Consider the following 25,787-nt stretch of genomic DNA (forward strand, 5'->3'; position numbering starts at 1 on the left):
CTCCCTCATCCCCGGATGTCGACTAGGCTCTAAGCACTGCTTGATTGGCCTTGTGACGTCTTGTCGAATTTTTTGCCCGCGGGGGCGGGTGCTGCACCTTTTTCCTGTCACTCGTCGACTTTTCAAACAGAACCCTGGAGCCTGCCCACTGATTTGAGAGGTGCCCCATGAGTCTGCTGCTTGAACCCTTTACCCTTCGCCAACTGACCCTGTCCAACCGCATCGCCGTGTCGCCCATGTGCCAGTATTCCAGCGTCGATGGCCTGGCCAACGACTGGCATCTGGTGCACCTCGGCAGCCGTGCCGTGGGGGGCGCTGGCCTGGTGTTTACCGAAGCCACGGCGATCACGGCCGACGGGCGGATCACCGCCGAAGACCTTGGCTTGTGGAACGACGAACAGATCGCACCGCTGCAACGCATCACCCGTTTCATCAACGCGCAGGGCGCAGTGGCCGGCATTCAATTGGCTCACGCCGGGCGCAAGGCCAGTACTCACCGGCCGTGGATCGGCAAGCATGGCAGTGTCAAACCGGATGACGGTGGCTGGACGCCTGTCGGTCCTTCGCCGATTGCCTTCGACCCGCAACACACCCAACCGAAACAACTTGATGAGGGGCAGATCGCCCAGGTCATTCAGGACTTCGTGGCAGCGGCCAAACGTGCTCTGACCGCCGGTTTCAGTGTGGTCGAGGTGCATGCGGCGCACGGTTATCTGCTGCACCAGTTTCTCTCGCCGCTCAGCAACCAGCGCCGCGACCAGTACGGCGGTTCGTTCGAAAACCGCATTCGTCTGGTGCTGCAAGTGACCGAGGCGGTACGCGCGGTGTGGCCGGAAGAACTGCCGGTGTTTGTGCGCCTGTCGGCCACCGACTGGGTCGAGGATGGCTGGAACCCTGATGAAACCGTGGAGCTGGCGCGACGCCTGAAAGCCTTGGGGGCTGATCTGATCGACGTGTCATCGGGCGGCACGGCGGTCAACGCCGAAATTCCTGTGGGGCCGGGTTATCAGACACGCTTCGCCGAACGGGTACGCAAGGAGTCAGGCATCGCCACCGGCACCGTGGGAATGATTACCGAGCCGGCCCAAGCCGAGCACATCCTGCGAACCTGTCAGGCCGACATCATCTTCCTCGCCCGTGAGTTGCTGCGTGATCCTTACTGGCCGCTGCATGCCGACGATGACCTGGGCGGACGCAAAGCGGTGTGGCCGGCGCAGTATCAACGTGCGACTCATCGGGATCAGCCGATTCACGAGTCTGATCTGCGGGATTGATTCCGATCGTTCGCAAAGCCTATAAAACCCGCCATTGAACCGGCGGGTTTTTTCTTGCCTGTCGTTTGGAATCGCAAAGGAATGGACCGCAATGTTGATCGAACGAGAGCTGACTGAATCGGACTTGCCGCTGTTGGCGCTGATCGACCGCAGTGAGTTGGTCGAGGAGTGCTATCGCGTAGAGAACGGTGAGCTGATTCTGTATCCGGCGCGTTTCGACATGCGCGGCTGGCCCGAAGGGGAGGCGGAGGAGAATACGCGGGTACTGGAAAAATGCTGGCGCAGCGGCGGATGGCTACACGGGCTTTTCGATGGCGAGACATTGGTGGCGGCCGTAGTTGTGGATAACCGGGTTATTCACAATCAGGGCCTGAAGATGCGGCAGTTGAAGTTTTTGCACATCAGCCGTGTCTGGCGTGGGCAGGGACTGGGCGGGCGATTGTTTGCCTTGGCCTGCGAGCATGGCCGAGAGGTCGGTGCCGAAGCGTTGTACGTCTCGGCAACCGAATCACGCAATACCGTGGAGTTCTATCAGCGCCACGGTTGCCGGTTGCTGGCACAACCGGATCCCGAGTTGTTTGATCTTGAACCCCACGATATCCACTTTTACTGTCGCCTGGACTGACGCCATCGCGAGCAAGCTCGCTCCCACAGGTTTTCCGTTGTACACAAACTCTGTGATCAATCGATATCCATGTGGGAGCTGGCTTGCCAGCGATGAGGCCCGATCTGACGTCAGAGAATCATCAAGGGTACTTGCGCTTGTCCGGCGCCGGCGGGAAGTACTGGTACAACCAGGTCTCGCTCAGCGTGCGGTCGTTGGTGCGGATGAACAGGCGCAGTTCCACCGGCTCCACGCTGTCATTGGTCGGGTACCAGTCGAACAGGATCCGGTAGCCCTTGATGTCATCCAGCACCAGCACGCTGAAGTCCTGCACCTTGCCGTTGGAGCAAGTCACCACCGGTTCGATCCCGGTACCCTGCGGCAGGCGATCCAGACCGCCACCGGTGAAGTCCACGGCGAAACGACGGGCCCAGACGGGCGGGTAGTGCTCGCCCGGAGCCCAGCCCTCGACGAATCCACCCATGCCCGAACGGGTCGCATGTACCCGCGCCAGCGGCGTGCCGACCGGCGGCAGGGCGCTCCAGTAGAGCTTGTAGCCGTAGTTCAGCGAGTCGCCGGCCGCTACCGGTTTCTTCGGCGTCCAGAACGCAACGATGTTGTCGAGGGTTTCACCGGTTGTAGGAATTTCCAGCAGATCGATGGAGCCTTCGCCCCACGCGGTTGTAGGTTCTACCCACAGGCTCGGACGCTTGCTGTACCAATCGACAGTGTCCTGGTAGTTGGCGAATTCGTGATCGGTCTGCACCAGACCGAAACCTTTCGGATCGGTGTCGGCGAAGGCGTTGAATTGCAGGGTCGCCGGATTGTTCAGCGGGCGGCAGATCCACTCGCCGTTGCCGCGCCACATGGCCAGACGATCCGAGTCATGGATCTGCGGGTGAATGGTGTCGCACATCCGGCGCTCGTGGGTGCCGCAACTGAACATGCTGGTCATCGGCGCAATGCCCAGTTGTTCGATGGCGGTGCGGGCATTGATGTGGGCGTCGACTTCCATCACCACGCGCTCGGCCTGGCAATCGATGTCGAAGCGATAGGCGCCGGTCGCGCTCGGCGAGTCGAGCAGTGCGTAGACCACGAAGCGGGTCGCGTTTTGATCCGGGGTCTCGAACCAGAACTTGGTGAAGTCAGGGAATTCTTCGCGTTTCTTGGCGTAGGTGTCGACGGCCAGGCCACGGGCGGAGAGGCCATATTGGCCAGTGGCATCCACCGCGCGGAAGTAGCTGGCGCCGAGGAACGACACCACGTCATGCCGATCCAGTTCCGGCGCCTTGAACAGCTTGAAACCGGCAAACCCCAGATCGCCCTTGAGCTGCTGGGTGTCGACCGAGGTGTTCTCATAGTTGAACAGCTGAGGGCGGAAATGCACCTCGCGGGCCGTGCGAGTCTTCGGATCGACGCTATACATGCGCACCGGCTGGCGAAAACCCATGCCGACGTGGAAGAACTGCACATCGAGCTGACCCTTGTTCTCCTTCCACAGCGAATGCTCGCCGTCGTAGCGGATCGCGTTGAAGTTTTGCGGGGTCATGGTCGCCAGGGTCGGCGGCAGCACCTGTTTGGTGTCCTGATACGCGCTGCCGGCCAGTTGCTTGGCCTGGCGCTTCAGCGTCTCGAAGTCGAAGGCCTGGGCTTCACCGTCGGCGGCACCGCCAGAGGCGGCCCAGGCGCGTGCGGCGAGCAGGCCGGAGGCGGAAAGGCCGGTGTAAGCCGCAATGGCCATGGACGCTTTGAGCAAATTCCTGCGGTGCATAAATACAACCTGTCGTGGACAATCCCGCGCCGTTCCTGGCACGTACTGGATCAGAAATTACGGTTCGGACAAGCCTTCGGCCAAACGCTACGGACTAGTAACAGATGCCCGCTAGCTTAATCGGTTCGCCGATTTTGCAAAATTCATTGATAGCACGGCGACAGCGTCTCAATGAAACAAGACGTTACGGTTATTTATCTCACAGACTTTTCTGATTTATAGGGCATATCTGCTTTTTTCGACTAATTACTCTAAAAACAGCTTTTCAGCGCCGATTTAATTTCTATTCTATGGGCATCGCCGGTCACGACTCATCCGACCGGCAGGGCTCAAATCGCTGCTTAAAGGAGCAGGGCGATGCGGTTTTCGAAAATTTCTGACGTACTGGAAAAGGACATCGTCCATGACAAAAGGACAAGGCATCACCGAAATGTTGGGCATCTTTCCCTGCCTCACCAACGTCCGGCGAAGACGCCGGCTCAGTCCTGACGAACTGAAACTGGTGGAGCGTTACCGGGAGTTGTCGGAAAGCGACCGGATTGCGATGCGGTATCTGGTGGATGCGATGAGGAGTGTTTCGCGGTTTTGAAGTGAAGAACCAAAGGGGTGGACTGTGAAGTTCGCCCCTTTTTCATTCTTGAGACTTACCGGGGATACTGCGGTTGCATCCACCCCTTCGACAAGTTGGGTGGCGAACCGAGTGGCGTTCGAAGTCGGGTTACTTCCCGTCAACACGGCAAGCCCGGAAGGCCCGCGCCACGCGGCCCGCCATAACGCAGAACTGAGGTTCGGAATAACCACAGTTCAATGAAGGGCAAACACCGTGTTGACAGATTTCCGGCTTCGACCTCAGCTAATAATTGGGCTGCAACGGGACAAAGCCTATCGGTCAGGCGCTAGCGGCGCCAAGTCTACTCTGCTGACGCCATTTGTAGGAAAGGGGACTGAATGCTGAGGGTTCGGTCTGTAGGAAGCGAGTAACTGACGCTGAAAGAAATCAGCCCCGAAATTGTGATAAATCCGGGGCTGTTTTTCTTAGCGACTAACTTTCCACGCATCCCCAGCCGGCGCCTTCCCATGGTCATACGGCTTGCCAATCCACATGTAAATCAACCCCAGCCCAATCACGATCACCGTGCTCAGCACCATCGCATAGTTGATGTACCACGCCGCATCCGGGGTGCGTGGCCAGGCCATGTTGATGATTGCGCCGACGCCGTACACCAGCGCGCCGATGTTCACCGGCCAGCCCCAGGCGCCGAGGGTGAATTTGCCGCTCGGTTTCCAGCCTTTGCTGCGGGCGTACAGGGCGGCGAGGACGATCATCTGGAATGCGAGGTAGATGCCGATGGCGGCGAAGCTGACGATGGTCGCTACGGCGTCTTGCAGGAAGAAGCCGAGGGCGATGATCAGGCCGGGCAGGACGCCGGACACGAACAGGGCGGCAACCGGAACCTGGGTCGTAGGAGAAATCTTTTTCAGCAGTCGGCTGCCGATGACCATTTCATCGCGAGCGTAGGAGTACAGCAGACGACTCGCCGCCGCTTGCAGGCTGATGACGCAGGAGATGAAGGAAATCATCACCACGCCCATCACCACTTTTGAACCGATCGGGCCGAAGGCGTTGTTGAGGATGGTGGTGACCGGGTCCTTGTCGGTGCCGTTGATCACCGCTTGCATGTCCGGTACGGCGAGGATCAGCGCCAGGCAGGCGAACATCGCCGCGATGCCGCCGATGTAGATGGTCATGCGCATGGCCACCGGGATTTTCTTGCTCGGGTTCGGGGTTTCTTCGGCCACATCGCCGCAGGCTTCGAAGCCGTAGTAGAGGAACATCCCCGCCAGCGACGCGGTGAGGAAGGCCGGCAGATAGGAGCCGTCGACGCTGATATCGAAAGTGTTGAACAGCACGCTGATCGGCTGGTGACGCTCGAAAATCAGCAGGTACACGCCGACGATCACCGCGCCGACCAGTTCGCAGAGGAAGCCGAACATGGCGATCCGCGCCAGCATTTTGGTGCCGCTGAGGTTCACCAGTGTGGCGAACAGCGTCAGCACCAGGGCGATGACGATGTTGGTGTTGTTGCTCGGCTCAAAACCCAGCATGGCCGCGAGGTACGGGCCGGCGCCGACCGCAACGGCGGCGATGGTCACGCACAGGGCGATGGAGTAGATCCAGCCGACCATCCACGCCCATTTCTTGCCGACCAGGCGACGCGCCCAAGGATAGACACCGCCGGAAATCGGGAACTGCGACACCACTTCGCCGAAGACCAGGCACACCAGCAATTGACCGCAACCGACCAGCAAATAGGCCCAGAACATCGGCGGCCCGCCAGCGGCCAGGCACAGGCCGAACAAGGTATAAACCCCTACGACCGGTGACAGATAAGTGAAGCCCAGCGCGAAGTTTTCCCACAGGCTCATGCTGCGGTTGAAGTTGGAGGTGTAGCCCAGCTGGCGCAGTTGTTCGGCATCGCTGTCGGCAACGGCGGCTGAGAGATCGGGTGATGCACTCATGTGTGTTTGCTCCGTGAAATCGGCAGATTTCGGATGGCCGAAACCGTGGCGGGGCTTGGTAAGCGCCGCCCGGATCGGTAGTTATTGTTTTGAATGCCTGGTGATGCGTAATGCCGGTTTTCTTCCTGAAACCGGAGTGACGCCATCGCTGGCAAGCCAGCTCCCACAAGAGCTGCACTGAACCCTGTGGGAGCTGGCTTGCCAGCGATGCTTTTAGTGCTTGAACATCACATGCCGAACCGTGGTGTAGTCCTCCAGCCCGTACATGGACATGTCCTTGCCGTAGCCGGACAGTTTCTGACCGCCGTGCGGCATTTCGCTGACGAGCATGAAGTGCGTATTCACCCAGGTGCAGCCGTATTGCAACCGCGCGGACAGGCGATGGGCGCGTCCTACATCCGCGGTCCACACCGAGGACGCCAGGCCGTAGTCCGAATCGTTGGCCCATTCCAGTGCCTGGGCTTCATCGGTGAATTTGGTCACCGACACCACCGGCCCGAACACTTCACGGCGGACGATTTCGTCGTCCTGCTGCGCATCGGCCAGCACCGTCGGTTCGAAGAAGAAGCCGTTGCCTTCGACAGCCTTGCCGCCAGTGATCAAACGAATGTGCGGTTGCGCCACGGCGCGTTCGACAAACCCGGCCACGCGGTCGCGATGCTGGGCGGTGATCAACGGCCCGAGTTCGGTGGACGGATCATCCTGCAAGCCGTACTTGATGCTGCTGACCGCTGCGCCGAGCTTCTCGACGAACTTGTCGTAGATGCCTTGCTGGGCATAGATCCGGCACGCGGCGGTGCAATCCTGGCCGGCGTTGTAGAAGCCGAAAGTGCGAATGCCTTCGACCGCCGCGTCGATGTCGGCGTCGTCGAAGATGATCACCGGAGCTTTGCCGCCCAGCTCCATGTGCATGCGTTTGACGCTGTCGGCGGTGCTGGAAATGATGTTCGAACCAGTGGCGATGGAGCCGGTCAGCGAGACCATGCGCACTTTCGGATGGGTCACCAGCGGGCTGCCTACGCTCGGCCCACGCCCGAACACCAGATTGAGTACACCGGCCGGGAAAATATCCGACGCCAGTTCGGCCAGACGCAACGCAGTCAGCGGGGTTTGTTCCGACGGCTTGAGCACCACGGTATTACCGGCGGCGAGAGCCGGGGCGATTTTCCAGGCGACCATCATCAGCGGGTAGTTCCACGGCGCGATGGAGGCGATCACACCCACAGGGTCGCGGCGGATCATCGAAGTGTGGCCGGGCAGGTATTCGCCGCCGGCCGAACCGCTCATGCAGCGGCTGGCGCCGGCGAAGAAACGGAACACGTCGGCAATCGCCGGGATCTCGTCGTTCAGCGCGGCGCTGTAGGGTTTGCCGCAGTTGTCCGATTCCAGTTTCGCCAGCTCTTCGCCGTGGGCTTCGATGGCGTCGGCGAGTTTGAGCAGCAACAGCGAACGGTCCTTCGGCGTGGTCTGCGACCAGTCGGCAAAGGCACTGTCGGCGGCGCGCACGGCGGCATCGACCTGGGCCTCGGTGGCCTCGTTGATTTCCACCAGCACGTCACCGCGCGCCGGGTTGAGCACCGGCTGCGCCGGGCCTTCGCCGTTGACCAGTTGGCCGTTGATCAAGAGTTTGGTTTGCATGTTGTTGTCCTCTTTCTACTGCAAATTCAGGGTGGGAACGGTCAGGGAAATCATTTGCCGCCGCTGCCGGCCACGCTCTCGCCACCCCGGGTCAGGTAGTAGGCGCCGAGGATCGGCAGCATGGTCACCAGCATCACCAGCATCGCCACGACGTTGGTCACCGGCACGTCCCGTGGGCGGCTCAACTGGTTGAGCAACCACAGCGGCAAGGTGCGCTCATGGCCGGCGGTGAAGGTGGTGACGATGATTTCGTCGAACGACAGCGCAAACGCGAGCATGCCGCCGGCGAGCAGTGCCGAACCGAGGTTCGGCAGGATGATGTAGCGGAAGGTCTGCCAGCCGTCGGCGCCGAGGTCCATCGACGCTTCGATCAAACTGTGCGAGGTGCGGCGCAAACGGGCGATGACGTTGTTGTAGACGATCACCACGCAGAAGGTCGCGTGGCCGACGATGATGGTGAACATCCCAGGCTCGATGCCCAACGTCTTGAAGGTCGCCAGCAGCGCGATCCCGGTGATGATCCCCGGCAGTGCGATGGGCAGGATCAGCATCAGCGAAATGCCCTGTTTGCCGAAGAAGTCCCGGCGGTACAACGCCGCCGAAGCGAGGGTGCCGAGCACCATCGCGATCAGCGTGGCGATGGCCGCGATCTGTAAAGACAGCTTGATCGCTTCCAGCACATCCGGCCGCGAAAACGTCACGCTGAACCAGTGCAGCGTGAAGCCTTTCGGTGGAAAGCTGAACGCCGCGTCTTCGGTGTTGAAGGCGTAGAGGAAGATGATCAGGATCGGGAAGTGCAGAAACACCAGCCCGCCCCAGGCTGCGATTTTTAAGCCAATTGAGGGCTTTTCCCCCTGTTTTTCTGAATTAGAGTGCATCGAAGGCCCCCAGACGTTTGACGATGGACAGGTAGATGGCGATCAGCACGATCGGCACCAGCGTGAACGCCGCAGCCATGGGCATGTTGCCGATCGCACCCTGTTGCGCGTAAACCATGCTGCCGACGAAGTAGCCCGGCGGGCCCACCAGTTGCGGCACGATGAAGTCGCCCAATGTCAGCGAGAATGTGAAGATCGAACCGGCCGCGATGCCCGGCACCGACAGCGGCAGAATCACCTGCATAAAGGTCTGGCGCGGCTTGGCCCCGAGGTCGGCGGAGGCTTGCAGCAAGGATGGCGGCAGGCGCTCCAGCGAGGCCTGGATCGGCAGGATCATGAACGGCAGCCAGATATAGACGAACACCATGAACCGGCCCAGATGCGAGGTCGACAAGGTGCTGCCGCCGACCCCGGGAATCCCCAGAATGAACTGCAGAACCGGCTCCAGCCCCAGGTGCTGAACGAACCACTGCGCCACGCCGCCCTTGGCCAGCAGCAGCGTCCAGGCGTAGGCCTTGACGATGTAACTGGCCCACATCGGCATCATCACCGCGATGTAGAAAAACGCCTTGGTCTTGCCGGTGGTGTAGCGCGCCATGTAGTAGGCAATCGGGAACGCGACGATGGCGCTGGCGATCGACACCACGACGGCCATGCTCAGTGTGCGCAGGATGATGTCGAAGTTCGACGGCTGAAACAGTGCGGCGAAATTGGCCAGGGTCAGGTCGGGCGTGACCGCCATGGTGAAGTCGTCGAAGGTGTAGAAACCTTGCCACAACAGCACCAGCAGCGAGCCCAGGTAGATCGCGCCGAACCACAGCAGCGGCGGTATCAGCAACATCGACAGATACAGGTTCGGCTTGCGATAGAGCAGGTTGGAAAACCTGCGCAACGGCGCCGATTGAGGGAGGGCGAGGGCGGTCATGTCACACCCCGCTCGCAACGGTGTCGTGCAGCGCAATCATCGCTTCCCGCGCCCAGCGTGCGCTGATGCGCTGACCGGTCTGGTGCTGCGCGCTGCTGTCGATCCACTGATTGTTGGCCTGGCTGATGCTCAGGGTCTGGCCGTTTTCCAGGGTCAGTTCATAGCGCGTGGCGCTGCCCTGATACTGGATGTCATGCAGCAGGCCGCTGACCTCAATCTCGTGGCTGGCCAAGGGGCCCTCTGCGAAGCGCACGTGTTCCGGGCGGATCGAAAACGGCTGCGGATGGCCGCTGAGCTGGCGCGCCAGATCGCCGCGAATCACGTTCGAAGTGCCAACGAATTCGGCGACGAAGGTGGTGGTGGGTTTCATGTATAGATTGCGCGGGGTGTCGACCTGCTCGATGCGACCCTTGTTGAACACGGCCACGCGGTCGGACATCGACAGCGCTTCGGTCTGGTCGTGAGTGACGAAGATGAAGGTGATGCCGAGCTGGCGTTGCAGCTTCTTCAGTTCGCTCTGCATCTGTTCGCGCAGCTTCAGGTCGAGAGCGCCCAACGGCTCGTCGAGCAACAGCACTCGCGGGCGATTGACCAGCGCGCGGGCGAGGGCGACACGCTGGCGCTGACCGCCGGACAACTGCACCGGTTTGCGGGCGCCGTAGCCGCCGAGGGCGACCATGTCCAACGCTTCTTCGGCGCGTTTGTGGCGCTCGTTCTTGTTCACGCCTTTGACTTTCAAACCGTAGGCGACGTTGTCCAGCACGTTCATGTGCGGGAACAGCGCGTAATCCTGAAACACCGTGTTGACGTCGCGTTGATAGGGCGGCAGTCCGGCGGCTTCGGCGCCGTGAATGCGGATCGAGCCGGCGCTCGGTTGTTCGAACCCGGCGATCAGGCGCAGGCACGTGGTCTTGCCCGAACCGGAGGGGCCGAGCATGGAAAAGAACTCGCCGTCCTGGATGTCGATGGAAACCCGGTCAACGGCCTTCACCTCGCCGAACTGCCGGGAAACGTTGGTGAACTGGACTGCAAGCGTCATGATGCGGTGCTCCGAAAAGGCGAGGGCCGTCGCAGCGGCCCTGCCTGGACTTCTGAAAAAACTGGATCGTTAGGCGGTGTATGCGATTGTTTTTGGCTAACTCATATGGCCGATACGCCGCGATCTGCTTTTGGCTCCCTCTCCCTCCGGGAGAGGGCGGGGGGTGAGGGCAGCGGTTTCGCTGAATCAAGACAACGTCAAAAACCACCCCTCACCCCAGCCCTCTCCCCAAAGGGGAGAGGGGGAAAGGGAGCTCGACCGAGGTGAACTCGAGATCAGCGGCCGCCCATAATCGCAATGTAGTCCTGCGTCCACCGGCTATAAGGCACAAACTTCCCACCCTCAGCCTGCGGTGTTTTCCAGAACGCGATCTTGTCGAACTGATCGAACCCGTTGGTCTTGCAACCCTCGGCACCGAGCAACTCACTGCCCTGACACGCCGCCGGAACCGCCGGCAACGAACCGAACCATGCCGCCACATCACCCTGGACTTTCGGCTGCAGTGACCAATCCATCCACTTGTAGGCGCAGTTCGGGTGCTTGGCCTCGGCGTGCAGCATCGTGGTGTCGGCCCAGCCGGTGGCGCCTTCTTTCGGCACGGTCGACGCGATCGGCTGTTTCTCGTTGATCAGGCCGTTGACCTGATACGGCCAGGCGCTGGACGCGACCACGCCTTCGTTCTTGAAGTCGCTCATCTGCACCGTGGTGTCGTGCCAGTAGCGGTGGATCAGCTTCTGCTGGGCACGCAACAATTCCAGCACAGCCTTGTACTGATCTTCGGTGAGCTGGTAAGGATCCTTGATCCCCAGCTCAGGCTTGGTGGATTTCAGGTAGAGCGCCGCATCGGCGATGTAGATCGGGCCGTCGTAGGCCTGCACGCGACCCTTGTTCGGCTTGCCGTCGGGCAGATTCTGCGCGTCGAACACCACGTTCCAGCTGGTCGGCGCGGTCTTGAACACGTTGGTGTTGTACATCAGCACGTTCGGGCCCCACTGGTACGGGGTGCCGTAGGTCTGGCTGTTGACCACGTACCACGGCGCGTCTTTCAGGCGAGGGTCGAGGGACTTCCAGTTCGGGATCAACGCGGTGTTGATCGGCTGCACACGCTTGCCGACGATCAACCGCAACGACGCATCGCCCGACGCCGTCACCAGGTCGTAACCGCCCTTGGCCATCAGGCTGACCATTTCGTCAGAGGTGGCGGCGGTTTTCACATTGACCTTGCAGCCGGTTTCCTTCTCGAAACCGGTCACCCAGTCGTAGGCCTTGTCGCTTTCACCGCGTTCGATGTAGCCCGGCCAAGCGATGATATCCAGCTGGCCTTCGCCGGCGCCGACGGCTTTCAGCGGCTCGGCGGCCTGCAGGCTGGCGCTGGCCAGCAGGGCCGTGGTGATTGCACTGAGCAGTGCGGTCTTGTGCACGAACATGGTGAACCCTCTTCTTTAAATTATGGTCGGGGCAGTTGTGAACGCGGTGAAGCATGCCGTGGTCGGCTTGTTATTAGCGTAGTCAGAGATGCTGGCCGTGGCGGGCCATGATGTGCCGCACCACGCTGTAGTCCTGTAGCGAATCGCTGGATAAGTCTTTGCCGTAACCGGAGCGTTTCAGCCCGCCGTGGGGCATTTCGCTGACCAGCATGAAATGGCTGTTGATCCAGGTGCAGCCGTATTGCAGGCGCGCGGCGACCTGCATCGCCTTGTCCAGGTTCTGCGTCCACACCGACGAGGCGAGGCCGTATTCCGAGTCGTTGGCCCAGTCCACCGCTTGCGCCAGTTCATCGAAGCGGGTCACGGTCACCACTGGGCCGAACACTTCGCGCTGGACGATTTCATCGCTCTGTTTGCAACCGGCCAGCAGCGTCGGCTGATAGAAGAACCCTGCGCCGGAATGCACCGCTGCGCCGGTCACCCGTTCGATGTGCGGCTGACCGAGGGCGCGCTCGACGAAACTGGCCACGCGGTCGCGCTGGCGGGTACTGATCAGCGGCCCGATTTCGTTGTCGGCGTCGCGTTTGCCGGCGAAGCGCAGGCTGCTGACTGCCGCGCCAAGCTCAGCGACCAATTTGTCGTGAATCCCGGCCTGGGCGTAGATCCGGCAAGCCGCCGTGCAATCCTGCCCGGCGTTGTAATAGCCATAAGTGCGCACGCCTTCGACCACGGCTTTAAGATCCGCATCGTTGCAGACGATCACCGGAGCCTTGCCACCGAGTTCGAGGTGCGTGCGTTTGAGGGTTTTGGCGGCGGCCTGAAGGATTTTCTGGCCGGTGACGATATCGCCGGTCAGCGACACCATCCGTACTTTCGGATGCCCGACCAAGTGACTACCAACGCCTTCGCCGCCACCGCAGACGATGTTGATCACCCCGCGCGGCAGGATCTCGGCCAGCGCCGGGGCCAGCGCCAGAATCGACAACGGCGTGTGCTCGGACGGCTTGAACACCAGCGTATTGCCGGCAGCGAGGGCCGGGGCGATCTTCCACGCGGCCATCATGATCGGGTAGTTCCACGGCGCAATGGACGCGACGACGCCAATCGGGTCGCGGCGCACCATGCTCGTGTAGCCGGGCACGTATTCGCCGCTGAGCTGACCGGTCTGGCAGCGCACGGCGCCGGCGAAGAAGCGAAATACATCGACCGTGGCGGTCAAATCGTCCTGCCGCGCCAGGTGCAGCGGCTTGCCGCAGTTCAGGGCTTCGAGGCGGGCGAGGTGGTCAGCGTGCTTCTCGACGGCGTTGGCAATTTCCAGCAGGAAATTCGAGCGTTGTTGCGGGGTGGTGCGCGACCACTCGGCAAAGGCGCGGTGGGCGGCAAGGATGGCGGTTTCGACTTGCTCGGTGCTGGCTTCGGCGATCTGGGTCAGGACTTCGCCGGTGGCCGGGTTGAGGATCGGTTCGACAAAACCCTGTCCTGCGACCAGTTCGCCGTCGATCAGCAACGCGGTGTGCATGTGGGTCTGCGCGCCAGCCATTTTCCGTGATCTCTTTTCTTGTATGGCCATGTTGCTCCCTGTTCCGGGAGCCGACCGTCTTATAGATGCAGCAAGACTAGTGCGCGGCTCCGGGGTCGACAAATTCTAAATACTGAAGGTGGCATTCGATTAAATAGATGGCTTGCGTCCGCCGTGAGGCTGCTCGCGGGCCACGGTCAGGAAAGGATCGACCAGCGCGGGGCGGGCGGTGCCGCGACGCCAGGCCAGACCGACGTCGAGAGTCTGGTTGAGGTCGGCAATTGGCCGGGCTTCGATGATGTCGCCTTCCAGTGACCATGGGCGATACGTCATGTCTGGCTGGATCGAAACGCCGAGGCCCGCCGCCACCAGACTTCGTACTGCTTCGGTGGACGCGGTTCTGAGGGTGATCTTCGGTTGCAGTCCGGCGCCGCGCCATAGACGTTGGGCGTTGCGATCCATCTCGTCGACGTTCAGCTGAATCAACGGCTCCCGGGCGACATCGGCGAGGTTGATGCTGTCGTGTTCCAGCAGCGGATGCTGGGCCGGCAGCCACAAACGGTGCGGCGAGTGGGTCAGCACTTCGGTCTGCAACGCGTGGCGGTCTTCGAGGTTGGAGAGGATCAGCACACCGACATCGATCTCGCCGCTGACCAGCAGATGCTCGATGTACGGCCGTTCATCCTCCATCACCCGGATCTCGACATTGGGATAGGCGCGCTGGAAGCGGGTCAGCAAATCCGCCAGGTAATAACCGGCCACCAGACTGGTCACCCCGACAATCAACTGCCCAGCAACCTGATCGGTGCTTTGTTGCAGGCTGCGTTTGGCGTTGTCCACGGTGGCCAGAATCAGGTGCGCCTGGCGTAGGAATTGATGCCCCTGATGGGTCAGCGTCATGCCCTTGGCGTGGCGATTGAACAGGCTGACGCCGATTTCTTCCTCCAGTTGCTGGATGGCCAGGGTCAGGGTCGATTGGGAAATGAACGCGGTTTGCGCAGCGGCGGAAATCGAGCCGGTCTCGGCCACGGCGATGAAATGGCGGATCTGACGCAAGGTCATCATGGAAGGTTTACCCGGTGGGCGGTTTTTATAGATTGCCTCGAGTGTATATCTATTTTCGCGAAGGGCTGCTGCGGGCCAGGCAACATCTGGAAGCACACTCGCACCCAAGTCACGGGCACTTTCGAACTAGGCTGAGGGCCTTATTGATCCGGATAACCCCAGTTTGGAGACGGAACATGAACACCCGTGGATTGCTCGATCAACTCCTCAAGTCCGGCCAGGATCTGCTACAGAACAAGGCAGGCGGGGCGCAGAACAAACCGGCGGCCGGTGGTTTGGGCGGCTTGCTGGGCGGATCTTCCAGTAATGGCGCACTTGGCGGTTTGCTGTCAGGCGCAGGCGGCGGTGCCCTGGCGGCCGGCGCCATGGGCCTGCTGCTGGGCAGTAAAAAGGCCCGAAAGGTTGGCGGTAAAGTCGCCATCTACGGCGGCCTCGCCGCGCTGGGCGTGATTGCCTACAAAGCCTACGGCAACTGGAACGCCCAAAAAGGCACCGCCCCGCAAAGCGAACCGCAAACCCTCGATCGCCTGCCACCGGCGCAAGTCGAACAACACAGCCAGGCCATCCTCAAAGCCCTGGTCGCCGCCGCCAAGGCCGACGGCCACATCGACGATCGCGAACGCCAACTGATCGAAGGCGAATTCACCAAACTCGACAACGATCAGGAACTCAAGCACTGGCTCCACGCCGAACTCAACAAACCCCTCGACCCCACCGACGTCGCCCGCGCGGCGAGCACGCCGGAGATGGCCGCCGAGATGTACGTAGCGAGCGTGATGCTGGTGGATGAGGAGAACTTCATGGAGAAGAGCTATCTGGATGAACTGGCGCGGCAACTGAAGCTGGAGCCGGGGTTGAAGGTGGAGTTGGAGAGGCAGGTGAGGGTGGCGCTTGTTTAAAGGGTAGGAAAGAAAAAATCGCAGCTTTGGGCTGCGATTTTTTTGATCACGGTCGTCGTGGGAAGACGTGTCTTGGAAGATGCCTGTCTTCCTACGAATTTTTTTCCTCGCAGTGACCAGAATTCGAATGTTTGATCTTGAAGTAATCGAGCAAAGATTGCCCATTGGAAAAAGCCTTAAGAACCTCCGCGCTTTCATGTAAAAGCTCTTCGCTCGGCTTGGCATGCTGGTCAGAAGGAAGTGGTCTCGACCAAGCCAATACCTCTTCAGGAAATCCTGCTTTTGGTCGCTTATTGACCCAACCAGAAATGTAGCAGGGCAACGTCCATCCACTGAAAAACTGGATTGTTACAAAGCCCCAGAGGTAGCGTAGATAAGAGTGTTCTTTTCGGTAAGTTCGGCGACATAAGTGAAAGAATGCAACGCTACCTTCTTCGAGTTCATCCGTTTGTTGTGGGGGTAAAGCAGAAGGGCCTTCTTCCATATATGCGCGTATGGCTTCCCATTCGGAAATCGCTAGGTTGAGGCTTCCGGTTGATATGACTGTCCAAAGGACGTCGCCAGTTAGAGTGTCTCGTAAACCAATCATTAATTTATGATCAGGCATTACAGTATATTGAGTGATTAGTTGGCCCGATGATACACATATAATGATTTCCTCCCATTGTATATATCGCGGTCGGTCACCTCGTTTCGCAAGGAATGCGACCTCGCGGCGTTTTCGATTGAAGCGGATAGGAGGAAAGGTGCTGACTTTACGGGCTGTGTAAATGAATATGCAAAGGTAGACTGCAGAAAGAGTCCAGATAAAACCCTGGGTGAAGGCATTTGTAAAAAAATCAAACCAGCTAGCAAGAAACGGTTGTACATCCTTTCTAAGCCAAGAGCCGAATCCAGATACAAACAGAAAGAACAGCGTGATGAAGGCTATAGAGCCTATGCCAGCGCGGGCCATGAATTCAAAGTTTCCGCGGCCAACGGAAAAATCAAGATAGGTTTCGTTCACTTCCCGATGTAAATTTCTAGCACTGAAGGCTGGTATGCCTGTAGGAACAGGCAATGGCGACAGATAAATAAATTCGGATCCGAATCTATGTTCAGTGTCGCCGGCACGAGGTAGTCGAGAGTATTTTGTTTCCGGCAAAAGAGTCTCCAAAAAATCTTAAATAGGAAGAAAAAGGTGACAGAAAAAAGTGACGGATATATTTTTTAAAAATATATCTGTGAGCTTTTCTTAAGATCTGTCACCTTTTATTTTTCTATACCTATTCTCTATCATAGGTACTCAATACGGTTCAATCGGTCCAGGCTATCACCCAGATAAAACGAAAACGGTCGCCCGAGCGCTTCACCTTTCTTAGCACAAAGCACTTCCATTGTTTTTTGGTCCATAGTTCCGAATTGGCCAAGATGTGGTCACAGAGGACTTTGCCTCAAAATAGTCAAAAATGGTTCGTCCTCTTGCGAAGTATTCGTGAATCTCTTCGCTTTCGGCGATTAGTTCGGTGCTTGGTTTTATGTGATTAGCTGCGGGAATGGGTTTTGACCACTCTAAAACATCTCTCTGGAAAATTGCTTTAGGTCGGTTGTTGATCCATCCGGATATGTAGCATGGTAAGGTCCAGCCACTAAAGAATTGGATTGTGAGGAAACCCCAGATGTAACCGATTAGTGAATGTTCTTCGCGATAATTCTCGCGACATAAGTGGAAGAACTCAACGGTCCCTTCTTCAAGTTCGTTGTCATGATTGATTGGAAGGCCGGTTATGCCGTGCTCCATGTATGCTCTAATTGTCTCCCACTCTGATATTGCCGAACTTGAGCTGCCACATGGTATGACATTCCATAGGATTTCTCCGTTAGATGAGTCGCGCAAACCTATCATGAGTTTGTGCTCCGGAGTGACGGCGTATTGAGTTATTAATTTTCCCGTGGATACGCAAGCTATGACACTTTCCCACGGGATATAACTGGGTTTTTTTCCCTTCTTGGCAACGTAAACAACTTCGCGCCGCTCTCGGTTAAAGCGGAGAGGTGGAATTGAAGAGATTTCATTAGCTAGCTTTGTGAAGTAATAAAGATAAAGTGCGGCTACCGAAAGAGTGATGAGCCATATGATAGGGTTGAAAAAAAAGCTTGCCCAGGCACTAAGAAAAGGTTCTGAGTGCCTTCTGATCCAAGATGCAAAAGCTGAAAATAATAATAGGGTAGTAACTATTAACATTATCGAACCAATACCGATTCGTGCCATGAACTCAAAATTTCCTTGTCCTGTCGAATAGTCCATGAAGGTAGCATTGGCGTTGCGATGTAGTTGTCGAGAGCTAATCGCCGGTAGGCCAGTTGGTATCGGTTTTGGAGATAGATACACTATTTCCATGCCATTTTCTTTTTCAAAGTCGCCCGCATGAGGTAGACGTTGGTATTTTTTGTTAGGCACTTAATGTTTCCACTTTAATATCAACCAATTTTAACTGGATTTTACTAGGTTTGACTCAGGGCTCGCTCTTAAGCGGTTTGTTGAGGGCTAGCCAAAGGTGACATATTTATTTTCTATAAGTATGTCACCTTTTCTTATTTCTTATTTCTTATTTCTTATTTCTTATTTCTTATTTCTTATTTCTTTTGGGTGTGGAGGTGATGTCTTAAGCTAATATCCGTATACTGGGACGAAATAAGAAAGTGGTGGTCGTGTTTTTTCCCAATCTTTTGCGAATACTTCCCCTTCTTTGATTTCTCCCGCGGTCATCTTCTCCGCGATTTCAGGAAGGAGCATCTTCCCATCGTCGGAACCTGGTCCTCCACCCTCAAGCTTGGACATTAGATATATCAGTCCATACGCTTCCACAAGATTCTTTGGGTATCCAAGATTGTCAGGCATGTGAGCGACGCTAAGTGCGTAGTTACCTACAGCATCAATGTACCCGTTTTCGGCAGATTTTTTTAGCCAGTAAGCAGCATCTTCTTTTTTGCCGCCATGTTCATACAAATAGTTAGCATAGAGATACATTGCTCGTGGATATCCACCCTTAGCTGATGCTCCGTACCATTTTTCAATAGCTTTTTCTCGACTGCCAGGTGTTAGAAACCACCCGTCACCATCCTTATAAACTCCGGCAAGCGTGTTTTGCGCCAATGGATCGCCAGCCTCCGCAGCCATTTCCAGCCAATTAAGGCCCTGCTTGGTGATGAATAGAACCGTCATCGCTTCCGTGTCGCCTTTTTCAGCGCGCTCATTGGCTATTTTTATCACGTGCTCGCGCCATTCATCAGCGCTTTTGCCGGTACAATTTTTCAATTCGTTGCAGAGGTCACTTTTACTGCTCAAACGGAGCATCGAGTAAAGATCACCCTGTTCAGCAGCGGCCTCATACCATTTTCTTGCTTCGTCGCTAGTATATTTTTTGCTTAAACGAATAGCTTCGGCCAAGTAGTATTGTGCGCCTCGGTCTCCAGCAATAGCAGCTTTTTCTAGTAATGGTTGAGAGTTATACCAATCACTTTGTTGATACAGTGTTAACCCTTTTGTTTTTGCTGCTTGTTGTTCTGGTGTTAACTGCGCGAACGCAGCGCAAGGTAGAAGCATTGAAAATAGTAGGCTGGTAATAAACTTGTTAATCAATGTTCGGTCCTTTGTATGCGGCTCTGGTATCTTGAATTGGCGCAAAGGCAGGGCCTTTGTAAATTGTACTGTATTCGCAGTGAGGGTTCAGACGAGCGCCGAGTTTCGCGACATGTTCCCTATAACGCTCTCGTGTTCTATTACTGATACTATCAAGTGCTTTAACTCGTTCGGCCATGAAGGTGTCAAGTTTTAGCTTGTTTTTGCAGTAGATGGATCCTGCTTGAGCCGGGCGTACTCCGTCACGATTCATACATATAATCGAGTCTTCAAATTGCTTGGCTGCATTGGGTTTTGTGGATATCCATCTTAAACATTGTTCGATAGCTCTTTGTTGTAGCTGATGAGCGTCGTCCTCGGTGAAGGTTCTATTCTCCTGCTCTTCTTCTACTGAAAACGACGCAGGAGGTGAGCTGAGTGCCATTAGTAATGGACCAAGCGCTTGAGGTTGCAGGTTGTAAACCCATTCCTGAATCTCTTGCTGGTTCTTATCAAAAACCAGTGTGTGAGCAATCTGCCCCCCACGATCCCCCTGAGTAAGAGCATCGAAAATCTCTTTAACAATTGCATATCCACGCACGTAAGCAAACGCCACATCAATTCCCGTGGCGCCGAGGAAGCTCAGTTTTTTCACGTAGGCCAGGGCTTCGGTTTCCACCCACTCCAGATCCTTGTATTGGTTCGCGGCCATTTCCTGTCGCACCAGTTCCGTCAGGGCTACGATGCTTTCGTATCCGACCTCAAAGGTCAAATAGCCTTTGACCCCAGCGCCCCAAACGAGCGCGCCTTTGATCGACAGCAAAAGACGTCCGTCGTGCACTCGCAGGTTCAGGTCTCCCGAAATGCCGGCACCGACCGCCACCGCCATTTCGACTTCCAGCTTTGCCAGCGGGCGCCACTGGTTAGCTGCCAGACGGTTCGGCACTGGCGCAGGCGGGAGGACGCCGGGAGGCGGGCACCAGAACAGTTTGCCAGTCACTTTGCATCCAGCCTGGGCGCCAGCAAACACTTCGTATTTGCCAACTTCTCCGGTTTTTTCGGCAACGTCTACGCCAACAAGGCTGGTGTAACCGGTTTTTTGATCCAGAGACAGATCGCGGGACAGCATGAGGCTGGCGCCGGCGAAGCCCCAAGCCTTGGCTTCCAGATCCAGGGACAATTTGCCGAAATTGACGCTGCGGATACTGCCATCGTGAGCCTTGTATTTGGCGGTCCAGGGTTCAGCCTTGACCCGTTTTGGCAACTCGACCTTCAGCAGGGTCACTTCTCCGCGCCATGCGGTTACATCCAGAGCGACTTCAACGTTGGCAATTTGAGGGGCGCCATTTTTCCAGGTGGGGCCTTCCATTTTGACTTCTGTCAGCAGGTTGGCGCCTTCTGGTAACAAGCATCTGACCAGTTGGGCCTGCGGGCTGTTGTCAAAAAGCATGAGATTACGAAGCTGCTTGTCTTCGAACACCATCGCTTTGAGGTTTTCACCCCAACGTTTGCGCTTGTCTTCAGCCTTGATGCTTTCAACTCTGTAGCCTTTTGCCTCCAGCGCAGCGAAGAATTTGTCGGGCACGAACAAGCCATGCTCGTCGAACCACGGACCTTTTTCATCGAATTGAAGTGCGCCCTCCTGATTGAGCCAGTCACTGAAAACGCGATCGTCGTCGGCCTCTTTGGCGATTGACTTGGGCAGGCTGGTGGCAAGCTCTTTCAGTTGCCCCTTGAATGCATTGCCGCTGACCTGAGCCAAGTGCTTGAGGCTGATGTGGTTCAGGATCGTTGTCGACGACGCGCTGCTGAGTTCGCGCAAAGGAATGTTGGTCTTGGCAAGGCGCTCAATCGGTTTTGGCTTATAGGTTTCGGGGTCCCAGAGAAACATACGAGGGGGCCGGATTTCTCGCACGCGGGCTTCGGCGGTCGTCTGAATCCGCTCTGCTTCGGTATTCAGCTCGTACCACTGATCTCTCAATTTGACGAAGAGCACCCCGGGTGGCGCGGATTTGCCTCCAGTGGCCGAGACCCACTGGGAATAGCGGTCTTCAATTTTCTTTTCGAGTTCATCTCGCTTGGTGGTCAGCTCTACGAAGGCCTGGAAGTCTTCTGTACCCGCATACTGATCGTCGGGGCTGAGGGCGAACTCGGGAACCGCGATCCCGCATTCAGCGAGTTCCACGATGGAGTTGATGTACTTGGACATCAAATCTTTCAACGCAAGGATGTTGAGCTGTACACCTCTCAACGCCTTCTTATCGACTTCACCGGTTTCAATCAGTTTTTTGTGTAGCGCCTTGTAGTCTTTCAAGTGCTCCCAGGCGGAAGCGATTTTCTTGGTGCCTGGGTCGAACATTTTGTAGCCATGGGCTTTGGCCTTGTCACGCTCTTCAATGTACTTGTCGATGGCCTCACGAGCCTTTAGCGCACGCGGGGTATAGAAAATCCCATTTTCTCGTTTGTACCCCAACGTTTTTGCTTTTGCGTCGGATACTTTTTCGAGGGTTTCCATGTTTTTCTGGTTTTTCTCGATGCGTAGTCCGGCGTGGAACATCTCGCGCTCGGCATGCATCGTAGCGTCGCTGTCACCCTTGGCTTTTGCCGCCTCCCAATCCTTACGGCACTGGGCTTTTTTGGTAGTGTCTTCGGGGATTGCCGACTTCGATGCCAAATAACTGCTACGTTGCTCGCCTTCGAGAAAGGCTTCGGGCCCCGGTGTGAGGAAGTACTCCATCAATCCGGCATCGGCGATGTTGCTCATGCGAGTGGCCTTGTCTGCGCCGACGGTCTTCTGCTTGAGCAGGCTGACGCTTTCCTTCAGCTTTTCCGACGTGCGTTTGGGCAGTAGCCAGAACCGACGTTGGCCGGTGACGTAGATGATGTCGTCATAGCTACTGCTGCAACCGGGCTTCTTGTCCTTGCAGAACGTCTCGGCATCAGCGGGCGTCTTTGGCGGATCCGCCGGTATAACGACTGGTGTGGGCTCTTGCGGGGTTGTTTGTTCGGACGTACCTGTCATCTCAGACTTCCAGTCGTTGTACTTTCTCGAATGCCGGCATCTCGCTGCTCAGCACGTTCATGGCGTCGGTGCGTTCTTGTAAGAGGTTCTGCCTCAGTTGCGGCAGCAAGCGCTCCAGATGTCGCCCCTCGTCAATGCCGTGATCTACCAGTAACTGCAAATTTTCCGACACCACAGGTAGTTCACTATCGGGCAACCCATTGGCTGATTCAGCCTCCCGGGACCTGATCCAATACCACCAGCGGATTTCATCGAACGCGGCAAGCGTGTCGTCGTGCAATTGCAGGGGATACCTGAACTCATCTTTCGCGCCGTTGGCGTCGTGTGGTCGTTCCCAGGTTCGCCATTTCTGATCTTCGACATGAGCCGGCGGCGTATGGACACTTTCCCATGGGCCGTAGAGAGCCTGTGCGGGGGCGGTCATTGCTAATGCGCTCCAGAAAGCCGGGTCGTAGAACCGCGCCAGAGAGTCTCCGTAGGATTGGGAGTTCATTCGCAACAGACGACGGGCATGCAGTAAGGAGTTTTCCGGTGTATCGCTGGAGGTCAGAAGCATGCCTGAACGATTCTCCCGGCACAGTTCAATGGCCTTGGTTGCTGCGGCGCTTCCCGGTTTCAATTGAAGCCAAAGCGGGCTGACATCATTCATTTCAGCAAAAGGCGTGTCCTGAAACAGTTTTTCCACTCCGTTCAGGTCGGATTGCTGATAGAGCTGCTCGAGGGCGTGGGGCTGGCGGACACTGTCGATAATGCAATACAGAGAACGGCTTCCACCGCTGCTCGAAGGCGCTGCGGCTACTGGTAGTTCAAGGAATTGACTCAGCCATGCAGACATGGGCAAACCTCTCGTGAGCAAGCGCCGTTGGATTGCTTTCCGCAGACAGGAACAAGGGGAAGGCCTTGCATGCTTTTTCGTACAAACGGATTGAGCATGGCCGGCACCAACAACTTCCCGGCCTTGTCCGTATCCGCCTGCTTCAACGGCCCCGGCATCAACGGGGCGGCGCCGGTGCCGCTCCCCGGTCCACCACCGGAGTTGATGTTGATCGCCGGCCCGCTCATGGTCACGCCGCCGCCGTCGATTTTGATGAAGCTGCCACCGCCGACCAGTGTCAGTTCGGCCCCAGCCTCCAGCACCACCTTCATGCCGCTGCTCAGGTGAATTTCCTGGCCAGCGTCGATGAACTGCCCGGTGCCAATCTTGATGTGCTGATTCACACCGACGGTCAGGTGATCGTTGGCGCGGGCTTCGACTTTGCGGTCTTCGTAAACGGTGTGGTGTTCTTCGGCCTTGAATTCCGTGTAGCTGTTCTTTTCCACGACGTCGTGGCGTTCGTTGCCGACGCGGATTTTCTGGTCGTGTTCGATGTTTTCGTCCCAGTCGCGCTGGGCGTGCAGGAAGATCTGTTCCTGGCCTTTCTTGTCTTCGATGCGCAGTTCGTTGAAGCCGCCGCCACCCATCGAGCTCAGGGTCTTGAAGGTGGTGCGGGTCTTGTTCGCCGGCAGGGCGTACGGGACGATATTTTCCTTGTGGTACAGGCAGCCGCTGATCAGCGGTTGGTCGGGGTCGCCTTCGAGGAAGGTGACCAGCACTTCCATGCCGATGCGCGGGATCGCGATGCCGCCGTACTGGGCGCCGGCCCAGGCGGAGGACACGCGCAGCCAGCAGCTGGTCTTGTCGTCGGCGAGGCCGTCGCGGTCCCAGTGGAACTGGACTTTCACGCGGCCGTATTCGTCGCAGTGGATTTCTTCGCCTTTCGGCCCGGTGACCACGGCGCTCTGGCTGCCGAGGATGCGCGGTTTCGGGTGGCGCAGGGGCGGGCGGTTCGGCACGTCCCACGGGGTGGCCTGGAAGCGGTTGCGGTAACCCTGATGGAAATCGTCTTTGAGCGCGGTGGTGTCACTGGTCACCGACTCTTCCAGCACCTGCGGCTGTTTGCCTTCGTGGTGGACTTCGGTGAGCAGCCACAGGTCGTTCCACTTGGCTTTCGGGTGCTCTTTCAGCGCGAGGAAATGGCCGCTGACCAGCAACGGCTGGTCGCTCTTGCCTTCGGCGAGCTGGAAGTCGCTGCGATGACGTTCGAGGGCGCGCTTGGCCAGGTGTTTGCCGCGCTCGCGGTCGATGAAACGGCCCGGGTAATCGTAGTCCTCGAGGTCGGGCAGGGCGTCGCCGCGGTTTTCGCTTTCCAGCGTCAGGCGCGGTTTTTCGAAGTCGTAGTCGCGGCGGGTGGTGCGGCTGGTACGGGTTTCCAGGCGCAGGTCGAAGCGTTTGATCACCGGGTTGCTGGCGACCATGCCGGAGTCCTGCTGATAGGCCACCGGCGCCAGTTTCTTGAACACCGTCTGGTCATCGCCGAACACCAGTTTGTGCGCCGTCGCGCTGTGCTGGAAGTGGTAGTGAATGCCTTCTTCTTCGCACAGGCGCTGGATGAAATGCAGGTCCGATTCGTCGTATTGCACGCAGTAAATGCGGTCGGGGTAGATCGAGCCGGTCTGGAAGGCGTAGGCGTTGCCCTGGATGCCATGATCTTCGAGGACCTTGCCGATGATTTTCGGCACGCTGAGGTTCTGGAAGATCCGCTGGTTGATCCGGTGCGCGAGATACGCCAGTTGCGGGCGCAGGGTCACGGAGTAGCGCGTCAGGCGCTTGCCGGAATCGCCTTGCGCGGCGCGGTAGATCAGGCCATGGATGCCGCTGCCGTCGGGCGACAGCTGCAGGAAGGCCGGTTTGTGCAGCAGGGTTTCGAGGTCCAGCGACGGCTGCTCACTGACCAGCTCCACCTCGAATACGAAAGGCTGGCTGACGGCTTCCCGACCGGTGAGGGTAAACACCTGAAAGTCGGCGGAAAGACCTTCGATGGTCAGGGCAAAGTGGGTTTCATTGGCCGGCGCGAACATCCCTTGTTCCTCGTGCTGTACAGCGGCGTTCGTCGATGACCGTCAAGCGGTTCAACGCACGCGAAATTCTGGAGGGGCGTAAACAACATCGACCAGCAGAGCTGGCCGATGCTTGAAACGATCAGCCGTAATTAAACGACTGGAGCACGCCAGTCATCGGAACCCGAAGTACCGGATACTTCGTGGGTCCAGGTGATTTTACGGTAGGTGAACTGCACTTCTTCCAGGTGGGTGAAGTGCGAGTTGCCTGGATCCTGGCAGTTGTGCATTTTGTTGTTGATGGCGACGATGATCGCGTCTTCCAGTTTGGTGGTGTAGTAGTGCTCTTGGGTACCTTGAGCCGAAGTGCGGTACCACTGGATAACGATTTCGCTCATGCGCTCGCCGGAGGTCAGAGCGGCTTGCAGCAGTGGCGAAGCCTTGTCGTAGACCTTGGTGATCACAACTGGCTTGTGAACGCGCTGACCGGTTGGCTGACCGGATTGTGGGTCACGCGGGATGATCACGTCGTGGCTGAACGCCTGAACCATGACCTGGTCTTCGTGACCTTCCTGGTAGGTGTTGCCAACGGAGTCGGCGGTGAAGGCGCCGGCAGTGATCAGGCCTTGTTTTTCGCCGGTAACCGACATGTACGCTGGTGTTGCCATGGGAGGTGCTCCTTGCGGATAAAGTTAGGGTGCCCGGGAGGCGAAATCGCCCGGTGGGTG

20 protein-coding genes are annotated in these 25,787 nt (G+C 57.6%); 4 read left to right on the forward strand and 16 right to left on the reverse strand.

Annotated elements, in window-relative coordinates; translation table 11 throughout:
- Nucleotides 1–167 precede the first annotated feature (167 nt).
- Both GQX66_RS16600 and GQX66_RS16605 read left to right on the forward strand, forming a co-directional pair.
- Entirely contained in the window at nucleotides 168–1,274 is a 1,107-nt protein-coding gene (locus GQX66_RS16600) for an NADH:flavin oxidoreductase/NADH oxidase (RefSeq protein WP_007954650.1), read from the forward strand.
- 91 nt (nucleotides 1,275–1,365) lie between these two features.
- Nucleotides 1,366–1,899, forward strand: a complete 534-nt coding sequence (locus tag GQX66_RS16605; RefSeq protein ID WP_134023670.1) for a GNAT family N-acetyltransferase — start codon at nucleotides 1,366–1,368, stop codon at nucleotides 1,897–1,899.
- Between the two features lie 121 nt (nucleotides 1,900–2,020).
- Here the strand turns inward: GQX66_RS16605 and GQX66_RS16610 are convergent, their stop codons facing one another.
- A complete protein-coding gene (locus GQX66_RS16610) occupies nucleotides 2,021–3,649 on the reverse strand; it encodes a glucan biosynthesis protein D (RefSeq protein ID WP_007954654.1) in 1,629 nt (542 codons plus the stop codon).
- Nucleotides 3,650–4,052: 403 nt separating this feature from the next.
- Here GQX66_RS16610 and GQX66_RS16615 point away from each other — a divergent pair, with 403 nt between their 5' ends.
- On the forward strand, nucleotides 4,053–4,238 hold the full coding sequence (locus GQX66_RS16615; protein ID WP_007954656.1) for a hypothetical protein: 186 nt from the start codon (nucleotides 4,053–4,055) through the stop codon (nucleotides 4,236–4,238).
- Between the two features lie 446 nt (nucleotides 4,239–4,684).
- Here GQX66_RS16615 and GQX66_RS16620 read toward each other — a convergent pair whose 3' ends face one another.
- The 8 genes from GQX66_RS16620 to GQX66_RS16655 form a co-directional block, all read right to left on the reverse strand.
- Entirely contained in the window at nucleotides 4,685–6,169 is a 1,485-nt protein-coding gene (locus GQX66_RS16620; RefSeq protein ID WP_085747030.1) for an amino acid permease, read from the reverse strand.
- A 213-nt stretch (nucleotides 6,170–6,382) separates the two neighbouring features.
- Nucleotides 6,383–7,807, reverse strand: a complete 1,425-nt coding sequence (locus GQX66_RS16625) for a gamma-aminobutyraldehyde dehydrogenase (RefSeq protein ID WP_240870063.1) — start codon at nucleotides 7,805–7,807, stop codon at nucleotides 6,383–6,385.
- Nucleotides 7,808–7,857: 50 nt separating this feature from the next.
- Entirely contained in the window at nucleotides 7,858–8,685 is an 828-nt protein-coding gene (locus GQX66_RS16630) for an ABC transporter permease (RefSeq protein ID WP_240870065.1), read from the reverse strand.
- Nucleotides 8,675–9,610: an ABC transporter permease gene (locus GQX66_RS16635; RefSeq protein WP_134023664.1), complete on the reverse strand. Its 936-nt coding sequence runs from the start codon at nucleotides 9,608–9,610 to the stop codon at nucleotides 8,675–8,677. Before GQX66_RS16635 ends, GQX66_RS16630 begins: the two co-directional genes overlap by 11 nt.
- 1 nt (nucleotide 9,611) lies before the next feature.
- Entirely contained in the window at nucleotides 9,612–10,649 is a 1,038-nt protein-coding gene (locus tag GQX66_RS16640; protein ID WP_240870067.1) for an ABC transporter ATP-binding protein, read from the reverse strand.
- A gap of 275 nt (nucleotides 10,650–10,924) precedes the next feature.
- A complete protein-coding gene (gene ydcS / locus GQX66_RS16645; RefSeq protein ID WP_129973730.1) occupies nucleotides 10,925–12,076 on the reverse strand; it encodes a putative ABC transporter substrate-binding protein YdcS in 1,152 nt (383 codons plus the stop codon).
- A gap of 82 nt (nucleotides 12,077–12,158) precedes the next feature.
- Entirely contained in the window at nucleotides 12,159–13,646 is a 1,488-nt protein-coding gene (locus GQX66_RS16650) for a gamma-aminobutyraldehyde dehydrogenase (protein WP_240870069.1), read from the reverse strand.
- 99 nt (nucleotides 13,647–13,745) lie between these two features.
- Nucleotides 13,746–14,660 (reverse strand): LysR family transcriptional regulator, encoded by a 915-nt coding sequence (locus GQX66_RS16655; protein WP_007954670.1) that lies wholly within the window; start codon nucleotides 14,658–14,660, stop codon nucleotides 13,746–13,748.
- Nucleotides 14,661–14,836: 176 nt separating this feature from the next.
- Between GQX66_RS16655 and GQX66_RS16660 the strand changes: the two genes are divergently transcribed.
- Nucleotides 14,837–15,559: a tellurite resistance TerB family protein gene (locus tag GQX66_RS16660; protein WP_240870071.1), complete on the forward strand. Its 723-nt coding sequence runs from the start codon at nucleotides 14,837–14,839 to the stop codon at nucleotides 15,557–15,559.
- A 91-nt stretch (nucleotides 15,560–15,650) separates the two neighbouring features.
- Here GQX66_RS16660 and GQX66_RS16665 read toward each other — a convergent pair whose 3' ends face one another.
- The 7 genes from GQX66_RS16665 to GQX66_RS16695 all read right to left on the reverse strand — a co-directional run bounded on the left by GQX66_RS16665 (nucleotide 15,651) and on the right by GQX66_RS16695 (nucleotide 25,727).
- Nucleotides 15,651–16,703: a DUF6708 domain-containing protein gene (locus GQX66_RS16665; protein WP_240870074.1), complete on the reverse strand. Its 1,053-nt coding sequence runs from the start codon at nucleotides 16,701–16,703 to the stop codon at nucleotides 15,651–15,653.
- Between the two features lie 213 nt (nucleotides 16,704–16,916).
- Nucleotides 16,917–17,999, reverse strand: a complete 1,083-nt coding sequence (locus GQX66_RS16670; RefSeq protein WP_240870076.1) for a hypothetical protein — start codon at nucleotides 17,997–17,999, stop codon at nucleotides 16,917–16,919.
- 210 nt (nucleotides 18,000–18,209) lie between these two features.
- Entirely contained in the window at nucleotides 18,210–19,181 is a 972-nt protein-coding gene (locus GQX66_RS16675) for a sel1 repeat family protein (protein ID WP_240870078.1), read from the reverse strand.
- On the reverse strand, nucleotides 19,174–22,182 hold the full coding sequence (locus tag GQX66_RS16680) for a hypothetical protein (RefSeq protein WP_240870080.1): 3,009 nt from the start codon (nucleotides 22,180–22,182) through the stop codon (nucleotides 19,174–19,176). Before GQX66_RS16680 ends, GQX66_RS16675 begins: the two co-directional genes overlap by 8 nt.
- Before the next feature lies 1 nt (nucleotide 22,183).
- Nucleotides 22,184–23,017, reverse strand: coding sequence for a DUF4123 domain-containing protein (locus GQX66_RS16685; RefSeq protein ID WP_240870082.1), 834 nt, complete (start codon nucleotides 23,015–23,017; stop codon nucleotides 22,184–22,186).
- Entirely contained in the window at nucleotides 23,002–25,080 is a 2,079-nt protein-coding gene (gene tssI, locus GQX66_RS16690) for a type VI secretion system tip protein TssI/VgrG (protein ID WP_346769679.1), read from the reverse strand. Before tssI ends, GQX66_RS16685 begins: the two co-directional genes overlap by 16 nt.
- A gap of 131 nt (nucleotides 25,081–25,211) precedes the next feature.
- Nucleotides 25,212–25,727, reverse strand: coding sequence for an Hcp family type VI secretion system effector (locus GQX66_RS16695; RefSeq protein ID WP_047601845.1), 516 nt, complete (start codon nucleotides 25,725–25,727; stop codon nucleotides 25,212–25,214).
- Nucleotides 25,728–25,787: the final 60 nt, after the last annotated feature.

Origin of the sequence: Pseudomonas sp. B707 (assembly GCF_022496685.1) — a bacterium.
Classification (GTDB): Bacteria; Pseudomonadota; Gammaproteobacteria; order Pseudomonadales; family Pseudomonadaceae; genus Aquipseudomonas; species Aquipseudomonas paraglycinae.